Genomic DNA, 15,921 nt, shown 5'->3' on the forward strand with positions numbered 1-15,921 from the left:
CGTCCCTTGAAGCAAACCAGCATCCGCCCGGCGCCGCCACAGGTCGGTGGGTAGGGTCGGGTCCGGGAGGACAACCATGACCGCACTTGCCCTGCACCACTACGGACCCGATGCCGGCGCCGGCGTCCCGCTGGTCCTGCTGCACGGCTTCCCGCTCGACTCGCGGATGTGGTCCTACGTGATCACGTCGCTGCCGCTGGTTCCGGTGGTCGCGGTGGACGCACCGGGTTTCGGGGCGTCCTCGGCACTGCCCGACGGCGGCCTGGAGGTTTTTGCGGACGCCGTCGCCTCCGGCTTGGCCGACGTCGGCGTGACACGCGCCGTGGTGGCCGGGCTGTCCATGGGCGGTTATGTGGCGCTCGCCCTCGCGGAGCGGCACCCGGACCTGCTGGCCGGTCTCGCGCTCCTGGACACCAAGGCGAGCGCCGACGACGAGGCCGGCCGGGCGAAGCGCCTCGGCGTGGCGCGCGCGGCACGCGGCGCGGACGGCGCGGCCGCCGTCGCGCCGATGCTGGCGACCGTGCTCGGGGAGACGACCCACGCGCAGCGCCCCGAGGTGGTCGAGGAGGTGCGGGGCTGGCTGGCCCAGGCGCCGCCGTCGGCCATCTCCTGGGCCCAGGAGTCGATGGCGGCGCGCCCGGACCGGCACCACACGCTCGAGGACCTGCGCGAGCGTGGCGTCCCGGGACTGGTGCTGCGCGGCGCCGAGGATGCGATGGCGTCAGCGGCCGATCACGAGCGGATGGCGCGGGCACTGGGCGTCGACGTGGTGGAGGTGCCGGAGTCCGGGCACCTCTCGGCGGTGGAGACCCCGCAGCCGGTGGCGCACGCGCTCGCCGACCTGCGGCACGCCGTCATCGGCTGACGGCGTACCGCCGGCCGGAGCGAGCGGGACCACCGTGCGTCGGAGCTAGTCGCCGTGGCTCTCGCCGGCTGCGTCCCCGTCGCCCGAACCCAGCTCCGACCAGCCGGGCAGGAGCCGGTCCAGCGCCGCGCTCAGGTCGATGGAGTCGCCGTCGCGCCCGCCCGCGCCGAGCACGAGCGGGGCGGGGGATGGGGACAGCCGCACGCCGCGGACCCGGTCGAGCACGCTCAGCGGCGCGGTGAGCACGTAGAAGGCGCCGTCGGTGCCCACTCCAGCGGTTCGGTCCAACCGCAGGTACCAGCCACGGACCGCGCTCCGCGCGGAGCCCCGCCCGCCGTAGCCGCGCACGACGAAGTCCTCGACGGGCACGGCGGCCGCGGTCGCCGCGGCCGCGAACTCTCGGAGCATCGCACCCGCACGCTCGTTCTCGGCCGCCTTGCGCGCCTGCAGTCGGCGCTCGTGTTCGCGCGCGGCCTCGGTACGCCGGGCGGCCCAGTCGGAGTCGGTCACGAATGCTGCCGGCAGAGGTGGGGACCGCCGGTCAGCGGCCGGCCCGACCCGTCGGCGAGAGCACCTCGGTGTCGTCCGTCTCCTCGGCCGCCGCGGGGGCACCGCCCGCCGTCTCGGCCACCGTGGTGGCGTCCGCCGGGGTCTCGGCGTCCGTCGCCTCGTCGGCGGGGTCGAGCTCGCCGGCGTCGACCTCGTCGACCGAAGCGGCCTCGTCGACCGCAACCTCGTCGGCGTCCTCGTCCTGGGCAGCCTGGTCGTCCTCGCGCACGGTGTCCACCTCGACCGCGTCCTGCTCGGCGGCGGCGAGGGTGAGCAGGTCCTCGTCCTCGGCCCGGGCCTCGGCGGCCGGGGCCTCGTCGAGAAGTTCGTCGTCGGTCCTGGACTCGGCACCGACCTGGTCGTCGGCGGGCGCGATGGCGGGCTCTGTCTCGGCGAGGGCTGCGGCCTGGGCCACGTCCCCGGCGCCGAGGAGGGAGCGCAGTTCGTCGAGGTAGCCGGTGATGGACTCACGCTGACGGTTCAGGTCGTCGACCTGACGCTGCGCGACCCGGCGGTCCCGCTCCGCCTGGACGACGGTGTCGGTGCGCAGGAGGTCCGCGTTCTGGCGCGCCTCGTGCATGATCCGCTCGGCGCTGGTCCGGGCGTCCGCGACCATCTGGGTGGAGAGCTCCTCGGCGCTGGCCCGCAGTTCCTCGGCCTTTTCGAGGGCGGCCGCGACGCGCGCCTCCGCGTCCTGGGCGTGGGCCTGCGCATCGGCGATCATCTGGTCGGTGTCCGCCTTCGCCTGGGCGTGCAGCGCGGCGTCGGACTCCTCGGCGGCGGCGCGACGGGCCGCGATCTCAAGGTCGGCGTCCTCGCGGAGCTCGGCGACCGACAGTCTGATCGTCTCCGCCTCACTCGTGGCGGCCCGGAGGATCTCGGCGGCCTCCTGCTGGGCGGCGGCAAGGGCGGCCTGGGACTCGCGGCGGGCGTCCTCGCGGGCAGCCTCCGCCTCTGCCTTGGCCCGGGTCCGCAGCTCCTCGGCCTCGGCCTCGCTCGTGACCCGCAGCTCGCGTGCCATTCGCTCGGACTCGACGCGGGCCTGGGTGATCTCCTGCTCCGTCGTCGCGCGCAGGGTGCCGAGCTCACGCTCCAGGCTGGCCTTGCGCTCGCTCTGCTCGGTGGCGGAGAAGCTCGCGATCCGGGCGGCCTCGCGCTCGGCCGACCCGACGAGTTCCTCGGCCCGGCGCTGCGCCGCGACCATGACGCCCTCGGTCGCGCTCGCGGCCGAGGCGGTGGTGTGTTCAGCATCACGACGCGCGTTCGCGAGGCGTTCGGCGGCGTCGTTCTCCGCCTGGCTGGTGAGCTGCTCCGCCTGGGCCTCGGCACGGGAGACGATGTCCCGGGACTGCTGGTTCGCCTGGGCGAGGACGTCCGTGGACTGCTCCTCGGCCGAACGGAGCAGAAGTTCGATCCGCGAACCCAGCCCCGAGTAGCTGGGCTTCTCGGCCTCCCGGAGCTGGACCTGGGCCTCCGAGAGTTGGCCGGAGATCTGCATCATTGCAGCGTCCAGGGACTCCACCTGGGAGCGGGCCTCGGAGAGCTTGCGGTCCAGGGCGTGCACGTGCTGGTCGACCTGCGCGCGGTCGTAGCCGCGCATCACGACAGGGAAGGTCGAAGGATCGTCAGCCACGGGGTCTCCTCGGAAGAATGTCTCAGGGTGGTGGGCGGAACCTGGCGCGCACCGTTCCGGCCCGCCGATGGCCCCCGCCACCTGTCAGCCTAACCCCACCATCGGGGGTCCTAGGAAGCCCCCAGTAGCATTCCGATGCGCAAGATCACAGAAAGGTCACGTACCCTGGTAGGTCGTCGGTGTAGGGCCGGCTGTGGACAACGGAGGGCTCTCAGCTCGTGCTTCGACGGATCTTAGCGGTCCTGCTCATCGTGCTCGGATTGGGCATGGCCGGCGCAGCGATCGCCTCAGGCACCGTGTGGCGACCCGATGAGGTCGTCACGGCCACGCTCCCCGACGACCCCGAAGTGCCGGTGGTGATCACGGCGCCCGGAGTTCTGGACGTGGTGAACCCGAACGTGACCGTCACGGTCACGGGTGCAACGGCCGAGACGCCACTGGTGCTTGCGATGGGACGCGAGTCCGACGTCCGCGCCTGGGTCGCGGACTCCCCGCACCTGGAGGTCACCGGCCTGACCGACTGGGAGACGCTCACCGTCGAACAGGGGCCCGCGGTCGCCGACCCGAGCACCGAGGCCACCGACGGCGCCGCAACGGACGGCACCGAGGCGACGGACGACGCGGCCACCGACGAGGCAGCGACCGACGACCCCGCGACCGATCCGACCGAATCCGCCACACAGGACGCCCCGGCCGAGATGGCCACCGTGCCGAATCCGGCCGGTTCCGACCTCTGGATCGAGGAGCTCACCGGCACCGGCGAGCTGACCTACGACTGGACCGCCGTCGACGGCCGCTGGGTGATGCTCATCGCCACGGACGGAACCACGCCGGCCCCGCAGCTCGGCCTGACCTGGACCCGTGAGGTGGAGACCCCGTTCGTGGTCCCCGGTGTCATCGCGGGTGGGGTGCTGGTCCTCATCGGCCTCGTGCTCGGCATCATGACACTGCTGGTGGACCGGGAGACGAAGCGGGCGAAGGTACGTGCCGTCGCAGCGGGCCCGGAGGCCGCGGCGACGGTCACCGTGCCGACCGTGGGCGCCGATGGAGCGCCGCTCACCCGGCGCCAGCTCCGCGAGGCGCAGGCCCAGGCCGAGCAGGGGTCCCGCTCCGGACGTGGCCGCGACTCGGCTGCCTCGCCCGACGACGCGACCGCCATCAGTGCGGGAGCGGCGCTCACGGGCGCCGCCGCGTCGACGGACTCCACCGACTCCGACACCACCGACGAGACCGGCACGACGGACGAGCAGGGCGGCGAGCCGACCCCGGGCGCGACCGGTGCATCAGTGGACGGTCGGGAGGCCGCGGCCAGCGATCTCGCCGACTGGGTCAGCAGTGGCCGTTCCGGGGCCGAGGCGGCGCCCATCGAGACCTACGCCTCCGATGCGCCCGGCGCGGGCCTGCCCGCGGTGTCCGGGACGGACGGAGCCGGTGACGCCGATCGAGCCGAGCAGTCGGCCACGCGCCGCCCGTGGTGGCGCCGCAACGGCGCCGACCCGACCGAAGCCGCGACCGAGGGCGGGACGACCGCGGACGGCGACGCCACGCCGTCGGCCGGTGACGGCACCACACGCCGCCGCGGGTGGCGCCCGGACCGATGGGGAGCACCTACGACGGGAGCGGCCGGGACGTCCTCCGCAGCGGCGGTCGAGCCGCCGCCGGCACCTGCCGACGTGCAACCCCCGCCGGATGCCAACCCGCAGGCGTCCGGGGCCTCCTGGCGCCAGACCTGGGGCCTGGGTGCACCCATGGCCGCCGACGCCGAGACCACTGGGGTCATCGAACCCGTCGAACCGGGCGAAGACCGACCTACCGACCAGCGAACGGAGGATGACTCATGAGGCAGACGCTCCGCCGTCGCCTGCAGGCACTCGCCGCAGCGACCGCACTTGGCGCCGTGCTGGCCTCCTGCGCCATCCCGGTCCCGGAGGTGGACGCCGACCCGGCGCCCACCGACCCGGTCCCGGTCCTGGACGAGTCCCGGCTCGAGCGGGTGCTGACCTCGCTGGAGGAGACCATCGCGGCGGCCGACGAGGCCGGGGACGCGAGCCTCCTGGAGGGTCGCGTCGCGGGCGCCGCGCTGCGGATCCGGACCGCCGAGTACGCCCTCGCAACGGCGACGGCCGGCGAGGAGACCCCGTACACGGTGCAACCCCTGACCGGGCTGGCCGACGTGGAGATCGTCTCCAACACCGAGGCCTGGCCGCACACGGTCATGGTCGTCACCGAGATTCCCGACGGGGCGAACGTGCCGATCCTGCTGACGCTCGAACAGGCCACGCCGCGGGACTCGTACGTCCTCACGGACTGGGTCCGACTGTTCCCCGGCGTCACGATGCCGGCAACGTCGTTGGGCTCGATCGGCAGTCCCCAGGTGGCCGCCGACGCGGACGGCCTGGTCCTGCCACCCGGGCAGGTGGTACCGGCCTACGCGGACGTCCTCACCAACTCCGGCAGCCAGTACGCGGGCACGTTCGCCGACGACAGCCTGCGGTCGTTGGTGGCCGCCGAGCTCGCCGGGTTGACGACGGCCGTGGAGGAGGCCGGCACCGTGGCGAACACGGTCAGGGCGTCCGACGACCCGGTGCTCACGCTGGCCACCGAGGACGGCGGCGCGATCGTCGTCGGCGCGACGGTCATGCTGCAGGTGTTCACCAAGACCATCGAGGGCGCGACCCTCGAGGTCGGTGGCCGGCTCGCCGCGCTGAACGGCAACAGCGAGGTGGAGGGCTCCCTGACCGCGACGTACGAGCAGATGGTCGCCTTCTACGTGCCGCCCGCCGCGGAGGGCGCCCAGATCACCGTCCTCGGCGGGGAGCACGTGCTCACCTACGTCGCCGAGTCCTGAGCCCGCCGGCGTTAGGATTTCGTCCATGAGCCAACCTCCCCCCTCGTTGAACCTGCGTGGCGCCGTCGACCTCTCGGCACTGTCCGGACCACCGCCCGGGCAGCGGCCCGCCGGAGGCACCACCCCGGGCGGGACCGCCGGAGGCGGTGCCGTGGTCGACGTCACCGAGGCCACGTTCAACGACGTGGTCCAGCAGTCCGCCCAGGTGCCCGTCGTGGTGGCGCTGTACCAGCCGGGCGAGGCCAACAGCGACGAACTGATGCCGGCGCTGACCGAGCTGGCCGGGTCCTACGCCGGCCGGTTCCTGCTCGCCCGGGTGGACGTGACCACCAGCCCTCGGATCGCGCAGGCGTTCCAGGTGCAGGCCGTGCCGTCCGTGCTGGCCGTCATGAAGGGCCAGCCGCTGCCGCTGTTCCAGGGCGCCTACCCCGCCGAGCAGATCCGCCAGGTCCTCGACGAGCTGCTCCGCGTCGCCGCCGAGAACGGCGTCTCCGGTCAGCTCGACGTCTCCGGTGAGGAGCCGGAGGAGGCCCCGGAGCCGGAGCTGCCCCCGCTGATCCAGGCTGCCTACGACGCCATCGATGCGGACGACCTCGACGGCGCCGCCGCAGCCTTCGAGCAGGCGCTCAAGGAGAACCCGGCGGACGCCGAGGCGAAGGCCGGGCTCGCCCAGGTGAACCTGCTCCGCCGGCTGAACGGGGTCGACGCGATCAGTGCCCTCACCGCGGCGCGGGACGCCGCCCCCGGCGACCTGCCGGTGCAGCTGGTGGCCGCCGACGTCGAGATCGGCGCCGGCCAGCTCGCCGCCGGGTACGCACGGGTCATCGGCGTGATCCGGGTGACCGCCGGACCGGAGCGCGAGGAGGCGCGGCTGCGGCTGCTCGACCTGTTCCTGCTCGCCCCCGAGGACTCCCAGGAACTCATCAAGGCGCGCCGCGACCTCGCCGTCGCGCTCTTCTAGCCACCGGCACGGGGCTCCGGCGCCGGATCGCGGTGGGCGACCGCGACGTTGTTGGCTCCGCCGTCGCCGGAGGGCCCAACAACCTCGCGCTCGGCCCGCCATCCACAGGGGTCCGGGGTGGTCTCGGCAGAACGAGATCCCATAGGGGATGACCGTTCGACCGGAGCCGCGGGTTCGCTCGCTCGCCCGCGCGCAGGCCGGGCTCGTCAGTCGGCACCAGTGTCGTGAACTCGGCATCTGCGACCACAGGCTCGCGAGTCTGGTCCGGGCCGGTCACTGGACCCGGGCCACGCGCGGCGTCTACGACACCGGGCAAGTGGACCCAACCCTCCACCCGCTCGATCTCGCCCGCGTGAGGTCCGGCCGGCTAGCGTGCCTGGCCTCCCCCTCCGACGCGGTCGTGGTGGGGCTGAGTGCCCTCGCGCTCCATGGCATCCATGGGCTGCCAAGGCGGATCCCGCCGGAGGTGACGCTCCCGGGTGGCCGGGGAGCCCCGGGTGCCAGCGGAGTGACGGTCCGCCGCTACGAGCGGTCCATGGAGGTTGTGCGGATGGGGCCCAGGATCACCGTGGGCCGCGAGTGTCCGGAGGCGAGGAGGCCGCGGGTCGCGTCCGTGCGTTGTGCGCTCGTGCAGTCACTGCCGGACTTGCCGCGGGACACGGCCGTAGCGATACCCGACTCGGGTCTGCATCTGGGAATGCTCCGCACGGAGGATCTTGACTGGATCGCCGAACACTTGCGTGGTCGACGGGGTGCGGCGGGCGTCCACGGATGGCTCGCGCTCGTGGACGGGCGGGCCGAATCACCGATGGAGTCGTTCGCGCGACTCGACTGCGTCGATCACGGACTGCCTCCGGACGATCTGCAGGTTGAGGTTCGGGACGCACGCGGGCTGTTCGTGGCCGGGTCGACCCGGGCTGGCGCCTGCAGGACGGCCGCTGGGTGCTGGTCGAGGTTGACGGTCGCGACGTCCACTCGAACCCGGCCGCGCTGTTCGCCGACCGGGACCGACAGAACGCGATCGCCACCCGATCCGACGCCATCCTGCTGCGGTTCGCGGGCCGAGATGTCCTGCGGGGAGGGATCATCCCGAACCAGGTCCGCCGCGCCCTCGCGCTCGTGCCCCGGATCAGGAGGTGGCGGGCTTGAGGAAGATGGCACCCAGCGGCGGGACCTCGATGAGCACCGAGTGGCTCCGGCCGTGCCACGGCACGTCCTCGGCGGTCAGGGTGCCGGGGTTGAGGACCCCGGAGCCACCGAACGACGGGTCGTCGGTGTTCAGGATCTCCGTCCAGTCCCCGCCGTGCGGGAGGCCGAGCCGGTAGGACTGGTGCCCGGAGCCGGCGAAGTTGACCAGCACCGCGACGTGGTCCTCGCCGTCCTTGCGCAGGTAGGCCAGCACGTTGTGGTCGCCGTCGTTGGCCTCCAGCCACTCGAAGCCGTGGTACGTGTGGTCCTCGTGCCACAGGGCAGGGTTGTCCCGGTAGACCTGGTTCAGCGCCCGCAGCGCGAGCCGGACCCCTGCGTGCGGAGGGGTGTCGCCCAGCCCCCACTCGAGTCCGGCGCCCTCGTTCCACTCCCGGTTCTGCGCGAACTCGCCGCCCATGAACATCAGGTTCTTGCCGGGGTGGGACCACTGATAGGCGAACAGCGTCCGGACCCCGGCCAGCTTCTGCCAGAGGTCGCCGGGCATCTTCTGCCAGAGCGAACCCTTCCCGTGCACCACCTCGTCGTGACTGATCGGCAGCACGAACCGCTCGGAGAACGCGTACACGAGCGAGAAGGTCAGCTCGCCGTGGTGGTAGCGGCGGTTGATCGGCTGCTCCGCCAGGTACCGCAACGTGTCGTTCATCCAGCCCATGTTCCACTTCAGGCCGAAGCCCAGGCCGCCGTGGTCGGTCGGCGCCGTCACCCCCGGCCATGCGGTGGACTCCTCGGCGATCATGACGATCCCGGGGGCCACCCGGTAGGCCGTCGCGTTCGTCTCCTGGAGGAACTGGATGGCCTCAAGGTTCTCCCGGCCGCCGCGCTCGTTCGGTCGCCACTGGCCGGGCTCACGGGAGTAGTCGAGGTAGAGCATCGACGCCACGGCGTCCACCCGCAGCCCGTCGATGTGGAACTCGGTCAGCCAGTACAGGGCGTTCGCGACCAGGAAGTTGCGGACCTCGTTGCGCCCGAAGTTGAAGACCAGGGTGCCCCAGTCCTTCTGCTCGCCGCGCATCGGGTCCGGGTGCTCGTACAGGGCGGTCCCGTCGAAGGCGGCCAGGGCCCACTCGTCCTTCGGGAAGTGCGCCGGGACCCAGTCCAGGATCACCCCGATTCCGGCCTGGTGCAGCGCGTCGACCAGGTGCCGGAACTCGTCCGGGCTACCGAACCGGGACGTCGGGGCGTAGTAGGACGTGACCTGGTAGCCCCAGGACCCGCCGAACGGGTGCTCGGCGACCGGCATCAGCTCGACGTGCGTGAAGCCCATCCAGGTCACGTACCCGACGAGCTGATCGGCGAGCTCGACGTAACTGAGGCCCGGCCGCCAGGAGCCGAGGTGCACCTCGTACACGCTCATCGGGCCGTTGTGCGGATCCTGCGCCGCACGGGCCGCCATCCAGTCCTCGTCCGCCCACGTGTAGTCGGAGACCGTCACCACAGAGGCGGTCGCGGGTGGCACCTCGGCGGCGCGGGCCATCGGGTCGGCCTTGGTGTGCCAGGAGCCGTCGGCGTGGCAGAGCTCGAACTTGTACCTGGCCCCGTCGCTCACGTCCGGCAGGAAGAGCTCCCAGACCCCGCTCGAGCCGAGCGACCGCATCGACGACGACCGGCCGTCCCAGCCGTTGAAGTCGCCCACGACCCGCACCGCCCGCGCATTGGGGGCCCACACCGAGAACGAGACCCCCCGTACCTCGCCGAGCACGGACCCGAACGTGCGCACGTGCGCCCCGAGCACGTCCCAGAGCTGCTCGTGGCGCCCCTCCCGGATGAGGTGCTGGTCGACCTCACCGAGCGTGGGCAGGAACCGGTACGGATCGTCGGTCCGGACCGGGCCGGCCTCGTAGATGACCTCGACGCGATAGTCCGGCACCTCGTCGGCGCGCAGGGCGAGCACCCAGACGCCGAAGTCCTCGTGCCGAGCCTCGTGCCGGCCGTCGGGCGTGACGATCGTGACCGCGGTGGCCAGGTGGCGGACCGTCCGGATCGTGACGATGCCGCGCTCGGCGTCCAGGTGGGGACCGAGGATGTCGTGCGGGGCGAAGTGTTCGCCGTGGGCGACGATCCCGAGCAGGTCGCGGTCGGTGATCGACGGCGTGGGCTCGCCGTCGTCGTCGGCGTCGCTGGGCGCGGTGGTCGCCTCGTCCGGCGCTCCCGCAGCCGTGCCTGGCACCGCGGCCGGTGGCGCGTCGAGCGCTGCCTCGACCGGAATGCTCAGCGGTGCCCCGACGGCGTCGTCATCAGGCGGGAAGGTCATGGCGTGCTCCTCTGTGATCCGGCGGATCCCGCGGAGCGGGATCGACAGCCAGTCCGGGCGGTTCTGGTACTCGTAGACGGCCTCGTACAGTGCCTTGTCAAGTTCGAGGGCACGGACCAGCGTGCCCCCGGTGCGGAGGTCGCGCTCGTCGTCGACGGCCTCGCGCTGGGCGGCGGAATTGTTGCCACCCTCGATGTAGCCGGCGAGGAGGGCGGCGCGCGCGGCGCTCGTCCAGTCCTCGCCGGGTGCCCCGCCGACGGCGGCCGCGTAGTCGAGCGACCGCAGCATGCCGGCCAGGTCGCGCAGCGGCTGGTCCGGCCGGGTCCGCTGCGCCAACGGCCGCAGCGGTTCGCCCTCGAAGTCGATCACGTACCAGGCCGGCGCGGTGGATCCGGCCTCGTGCGCACGGTCGGGCCTCGCGTCGACCGCGGCACTGCCAGCCGCCGCGTCGCCTCCGCCGGCCCCGGAACGCAGCGTCTGGCCGAGGTGGAGGTCGCCGTGGATCCGCTGCACGCTCGGCACGCTCTCCATCGCGGCGACACCCGTGATCAATTCGTCGATCGCGTCGGTGAACGGGGCCAGCTCGGGCACCGTGTCCAGGGCCCAGGTGGCCCGCTGGCGCATGGCCGCGGCGAGGTCGCCGGCCCGCGCGGCGGGGCTGCGCGGGTCATGGACCGGCAGGGAGGTGCGCAGGTGCTCATGCATGTCCGCGACCGTCACGCCGAGATCGTGGACCAGGTCCGTGACGTCCGCACCGGTGCCGGCGCGCTCGCAGAGGAGGTCGAAACCGTCGCGGGCGTCCGGGACGAACGCGGTGAGCACGCCCAGGTAGCCCTGCTGCGGCGTACCGGATCCGGCCGGGTCCGGCCAGCGGCCGGCCGACCAGCCCAGCGGTGCCGGCACCTGCGACCAGCCGGAGTTGTGCAGGGCGCGGGTCACATCGATATCCGGGTTCGGGCCGGCGGCAAGCACCCGGAACACCTTGAGGATCGCCCCCGCCGCGGGCAGCAGCACCGAGGTGTTCGACTGCTCGCCGGTGAGGACCCGGGCGCCGGTCGCGGCGGCGGAGACATCGGCGACGACGGCCTCCGCCACCGGATCCGGTGCGTCGACCCCCGGGCCGCCATCCGCCGACGGTTGCGCAATCTCGGCGAGGTCGGTCTCGGCGGCCGCCAGCCAGGCGCGGACGAAGGCCGGGTGGTGCGGGCCGTCGATGAGTGCCCGGTCACCGGCCAGGGTCGCGATCAGCCCGGTCGGCTCCGACTCCGGCTCGGCACCCGGCCGGGCGGGCACGATGGGTGTGGTCACCAGCGGCACCTGCACGAGCGTGGTGCCGGCGCCGCGGTCGACGGCGATGATCAGCACCGTGCAGGATGCCTGCCCGGCGGGGTCGGCCAGGTCCGTGGAACTGAGCACCCGGATCGCGGCACCCGATTCGTCCTTGGCGGGGAACCAGCGCTGCACGCGGATCCAAGGCTCCAGCAGTTCGATCAGCAGCGACGGCGCCTCGCTCATGGGGTCACCCTGAGCCAGAAGAAGTCGCGCGATCCCAGGGTCAGCGTCGCTACGCCATCGCGGCCGGACGGCGGCACCCCGGTGGGGATCAGCGCGCGGCCCGCCGCTCCGTCCCCGGTTCCGTCCGTGCCGTGCCGGTGGGCGGCGGACCCGTCGCCGGCCGGCCCCGACTCGGCGGTGCCGGACCCGCCGGTGCCGCGCCCGCCGTCGGCGGCCTGGACCCGACCCACGCCATCGGCGAGGGCCAGGTCCGGCCCGCCCATCGCCGTCGGGCCGGCGGAGCCGCCCACCGCAGTGCCGGCTGAGCCGCCCACCGCCTGACCGGCGGAGGCGGCGACCGCCGTCGGGCGTGCCTCGCCCGTCCCAGCCGCCTGCGCGAGGAACTGGGCCTCGACCGGGGCAACGACGCCGTCGACTGCCCGCACCGGCGGGAACTCGGCGCCACCGAACACGTCGGTGAGCCGCGCGCCGGCCAGGCCGGGCAGGGTGACCGTGGCCGAGCGCGGGGTCGCGGCGAGGTTCATCACGCACAGCACGGTCTCGTCGCGATTGCGGCGCAGGAACGCGAGCACCGAGTCGTTGTCGCATGCGAGCGGGAGGTAGTCGCCATTGCCGAACACGGGGTGGGCGCGACGGATCTCGAGCATCCCGCGCACCCAGTGCAGCAGCGAGGTGGGGATCGCCAGCTGGGCCTCGACGTTCGCCTGCGCGTAGTGGTTCGTGAGCGAGTGGATCACCGGCAGGTAGAGGCGGCCCGGGTCGGTGGCCGCGGAGAAACCGGCGTTGCGGTCCGGGTCCCACTGCATCGGTGTGCGCACCGCGTCCCGGTCGTGGAGCCAGATGTTGTCGCCCATGCCGATCTCGTCGCCGTAGTACAGGCACGGGCTGCCCGGCAGCGAGAGGAGGAGCGCGTGGGCGAGCTCGATCTCGGCGCGGGAGTTGTCCAGTAGCGGGGACAGCCGCCGCCGGATCCCCACGTTCGCACGCATCCGGGGGTCCTGGGCGTACCAGCCGTACATGGCCGCGCGTTCCTCGGTGGAGACCATCTCGAGGGTGAGCTCGTCGTGGTTGCGCAGGAACGTGCCCCACTGTGCGCCGACCGGGATCGCCGGGGTGTCCGCGAGGATCTCGGAGATGCTGCGGGCACTCTGCTCCCGCAGGGCGTAGTAGATCCGCGGCATCACCGGGAAGTGGAAGCACATGTGGCACTCGGGCTCGGCCGCGGAGCCGTAGTAGGCCACCACGTCCTGGGGCCACTGGTTCGCCTCGGCGAGCATCAGCCGGCCCGGGAACTCGGCGTCCACCATGGCCCGCAGGTCGTGCAGGAACTCGTGCGTGCGGGGCAGGTTCTCGCAGTTCGTGCCCTCCTCCTCGAAGAGGTACGGCACGGCGTCCAGCCGGAACCCGTCCACGCCGGTCCGCAGCCAGAACCGGACCACCTCGAACATCGCCTCGCGCACCCGCGGGTTCTCGAAGTTGAGGTCCGGCTGGTGGGAGAAGAACCGGTGCCAGAAGTACTGGCGCCGGACCGGGTCGAACTCCCAGTTGGAGACCTCCGTGTCGACGAAGATGATCCGGGCGTCCTGGTAGGCGGTGTTGTCGTCGCGCCAGACGTAGAAGTCGCCGTACGGGCCGGTCGGGTTGGACCGGGAGGACTGGAACCACGGGTGCTGGTCGCTCGTGTGGTTCATGACCAGGTCGATGATCACCCGGATGCCGCGGGCGTGCGCCGCGTCGATCAGCTCGACGAAGTCCTCGATGGTGCCGTACTCGCCCGCGATCGCGGTGTAGTCGGCCACGTCGTAGCCGCCGTCGCGCAGCGGCGACGGGTAGAACGGTGGCAGCCAGAGGCAGTCGATGCCGAGCCACTGCAGGTAGTCGAGCCGGTTGATCAGGCCACGCAGGTCGCCGGTGCCATTGCCGTTGGAGTCCGAGAAGGCCCGCAGCAGCACCTCGTAGAACACCGCGGTGCGGTACCACTGCGGATCGTCGGACAGGCCCGGCTGGTGGCGCTCGTGGAACACCGGGCCGCGGGTGGCCGCACTCATGCCGGCCTCACGTGGATGAGGTGCGCCGGGCGTCCCCACGGGTCCAGGCGCACGAACGGGTTCGCGCCCCAGGAGTAGGTCTCGCCGGAGAGTTCGTCGTGGGCGGCGAACGCGTCGTGGCCGTCGAGCCCGAGCGCAGCCAGGTCCAGGTGCAGCAGGGAGTCCCGGGTGGTGAACGGGTCGAGGTTCACCACGACGATGACGACGTCCTCGCGTCCGGTCGGGGAGTGCTCGGCGCGGACCCGCTTGGAGTAGCAGAGGGTCGCGTCGTCGGAGGTCGGGTGGATGGTCAGGTTGCGCAGCTGCTGCAGCGCCGGGTGGTTGCGGCGGATCCGGTTCAGCGCGGTCAGCAGCGCGGTCAGCCCGTACTGCTCGCGGGCACGCTCCCAGTCCCGTGGTTTGTACTCGTACTTCTCGTTGTCGATCTGCTCCTCGGCGCCCGGACGGGCGACGTGTTCGGCGAGTTCGTAGCCGGAGTAGATGCCCCACGTCGGTGAGCCGGTGGCGGCGAGCACGGCGCGGATGGCGAATGCGGCCGCACCGCCCTGCTGCATGTACGGGGTGAGGATGTCGTGGGTGGTCGGCCAGAAGCTGGGCCGCATCACGGCCGCGGAGTCGCCGGCCACCTCGGTGAAGTACTCGGCGAGCTCGTCCTTCGTATGGCGCCAGGTGAAGTACGTGTAGGACTGGTGGAACCCGACCGTGGCCAGCGTGCGCATCATGGCCGGGCGGGTGAACGCCTCGGACAGGAAGATGACGTCCGGATGCTCGGCCGCGACGTCGGCCAGGATGCGCTCCCAGAACGGCAGCGGCTTCGTGTGTGGGTTGTCCACCCGGAACAGGGTGACGCCGTGGTCGATCCAGACCCCGAGCACGTCCCGGATGGCGGTGTATATGCCGTCGGGGTCGTTGTCGAAGTTCAGCGGGTAGATGTCCTGGTACTTCTTCGGCGGGTTCTCCGCATAGGCGATCGTGCCGTCCGCTCGGGTGGTGAACCACTCCGGGTGCTCGGTGACCCAGGGGTGGTCCGGCGACGCCTGGAGCGCGACGTCCAGGGCCACCTCAAGGCCCAGCGCGCGGGCGCGGGCCACGAACGCGTCGAAGTCGTCGAAGGTACCGAGGTCGGCGTGGATCGCGTCATGACCGCCGTCGGCCGCACCGATGCCGTAGGGGGAGCCGGGGTCACCGGGCTCGGTGCCAAGGGTGTTGTTGCGGCCCTTGCGGTTCGTGGTGCCGATCGGGTGGATCGGGGTCAGGTAGACGACGTCGAAGCCCATCTCGGCGATGCCCGGCAGCCGATCCGCCGCGGTGCGCAGCGTGCCGGAGATCCACTCGCCGGTGGTCGGGTCCTGGTGGGCACCCTCGGAGCGGGGGAAGAACTCGTACCAGGAGCCGTACAACGCTCGCGGGCGGTGCACGGTGAGGGGATAGGCCGCGCTCGAGGACACCGAGTCCCGCAGCGGCACCTCGGCGAGCACACCGCGAACCTCCGGCGAGATGCCCGCGGCGAGCCGGGCCACGGGCGGGCGGGAGTCGTCCCGCAGCCCCAGGACCGCGTCGCCGAGGACCTGCCGGTGTGCCGCCGTCATCGCGGGGTCGGTGGCGGCGCGCTCGAGGACCAGGGCGCCCTCGGCCAGCATCAGTTCGGTGTCGACGTCGGCATGCACCTTCAGGACGGCGTCGTGGGACCAGGTGCCGTACGGGTCGGACCAGCCCTCAACCCGGAACGTCCAGTTCCCGACGGCGTCCGGCTGGACCCAGGCCTCGTACCGGTCGTTGCCGGGGGAGACGTCCACCATCCGCGCGTGGCTGTGGTCGGTGCCGTCTGGCCCCACCAGGACCGCAGTAGCGGCGACGGCGTCGTGTCCCTCGCGGAAGACGGTGGCGCGGACCGGGATCACCTCACCGGCGACCGCCTTGGTGGGCCAGCGACCACCTTCGACGATGGGGCCGACCTCGATCACGGGGATTCGGCCGATGGGTGCGGTGGGCGCGGGAAGTGGAGTGCTCACGGGTCGAACCTACCGAGAGCGGGGCTCCTT

At 72.5% G+C, this 15,921-nt stretch carries 10 protein-coding genes and 1 pseudogene; 6 read left to right on the forward strand and 5 right to left on the reverse strand.

Going from position 1 to position 15,921, the window contains the following annotated elements; translation table 11 throughout:
• Nucleotides 1–76: 76 nt before the first annotated feature.
• Nucleotides 77–865, forward strand: a complete 789-nt coding sequence (locus tag HALOF300_RS17050; protein ID WP_156742118.1) for an alpha/beta fold hydrolase — start codon at nt 77–79, stop codon at nt 863–865.
• A gap of 45 nt (nt 866–910) precedes the next feature.
• Here the strand turns inward: HALOF300_RS17050 and HALOF300_RS17055 are convergent, their stop codons facing one another.
• Both HALOF300_RS17055 and HALOF300_RS17060 read right to left on the reverse strand, forming a co-directional pair.
• Nucleotides 911–1,375, reverse strand: coding sequence for a hypothetical protein (locus tag HALOF300_RS17055; RefSeq protein WP_156742119.1), 465 nt, complete (start codon nt 1,373–1,375; stop codon nt 911–913).
• A 31-nt stretch (nt 1,376–1,406) separates the two neighbouring features.
• Nucleotides 1,407–3,047, reverse strand: a complete 1,641-nt coding sequence (locus HALOF300_RS17060; RefSeq protein ID WP_156742120.1) for a coiled-coil domain-containing protein — start codon at nt 3,045–3,047, stop codon at nt 1,407–1,409.
• Between the two features lie 218 nt (nt 3,048–3,265).
• Between HALOF300_RS17060 and HALOF300_RS17065 the strand changes: the two genes are divergently transcribed.
• The 5 genes and pseudogenes from HALOF300_RS17065 to HALOF300_RS17080 all read left to right on the forward strand — a co-directional run bounded on the left by HALOF300_RS17065 (nt 3,266) and on the right by HALOF300_RS17080 (nt 8,005).
• Nucleotides 3,266–4,888 carry a hypothetical protein gene (locus tag HALOF300_RS17065; RefSeq protein ID WP_231955526.1) on the forward strand — a complete coding sequence of 541 codons (1,623 nt, stop codon included), beginning with the start codon at nt 3,266–3,268 and terminating at the stop codon, nt 4,886–4,888.
• Entirely contained in the window at nt 4,885–5,895 is a 1,011-nt protein-coding gene (locus tag HALOF300_RS17070) for a hypothetical protein (RefSeq protein WP_156742122.1), read from the forward strand. The genes HALOF300_RS17065 and HALOF300_RS17070 overlap by 4 nt, the downstream gene beginning before the upstream one ends.
• A gap of 25 nt (nt 5,896–5,920) precedes the next feature.
• Nucleotides 5,921–6,856, forward strand: a complete 936-nt coding sequence (locus HALOF300_RS17075) for a tetratricopeptide repeat protein (RefSeq protein WP_231955529.1) — start codon at nt 5,921–5,923, stop codon at nt 6,854–6,856.
• Nucleotides 6,857–7,004: 148 nt separating this feature from the next.
• Nucleotides 7,005–7,148, forward strand: a pseudogene (locus tag HALOF300_RS27745) (hypothetical protein); the annotation flags it as partial.
• A gap of 650 nt (nt 7,149–7,798) precedes the next feature.
• Nucleotides 7,799–8,005 carry a hypothetical protein gene (locus tag HALOF300_RS17080; RefSeq protein ID WP_156742124.1) on the forward strand — a complete coding sequence of 69 codons (207 nt, stop codon included), beginning with the start codon at nt 7,799–7,801 and terminating at the stop codon, nt 8,003–8,005.
• Here the strand turns inward: HALOF300_RS17080 and glgB are convergent.
• The 3 genes from glgB to HALOF300_RS17095 are packed head-to-tail and all read right to left on the reverse strand — an operon-like array spanning nt 7,986 to nt 15,891.
• Nucleotides 7,986–11,831: a 1,4-alpha-glucan branching protein GlgB gene (gene glgB, locus HALOF300_RS17085; protein ID WP_156742125.1), complete on the reverse strand. Its 3,846-nt coding sequence runs from the start codon at nt 11,829–11,831 to the stop codon at nt 7,986–7,988. The two genes, HALOF300_RS17080 and glgB, sit on opposite strands and share 20 nt — an antisense overlap.
• Nucleotides 11,828–13,879, reverse strand: a complete 2,052-nt coding sequence (gene treS / locus HALOF300_RS17090; protein WP_231955531.1) for a maltose alpha-D-glucosyltransferase — start codon at nt 13,877–13,879, stop codon at nt 11,828–11,830. Before treS ends, glgB begins: the two co-directional genes overlap by 4 nt.
• Complete coding sequence (locus HALOF300_RS17095) at nt 13,876–15,891, reverse strand: alpha-1,4-glucan--maltose-1-phosphate maltosyltransferase (protein WP_156742126.1); 2,016 nt, start codon at nt 15,889–15,891, stop codon at nt 13,876–13,878. Before HALOF300_RS17095 ends, treS begins: the two co-directional genes overlap by 4 nt.
• Nucleotides 15,892–15,921: the final 30 nt, after the last annotated feature.

The sequence above is a fragment of the Occultella aeris genome (assembly GCF_902703175.1).
GTDB classification, from domain to species: Bacteria; Actinomycetota; Actinomycetes; order Actinomycetales; family Beutenbergiaceae; genus Occultella; species Occultella aeris.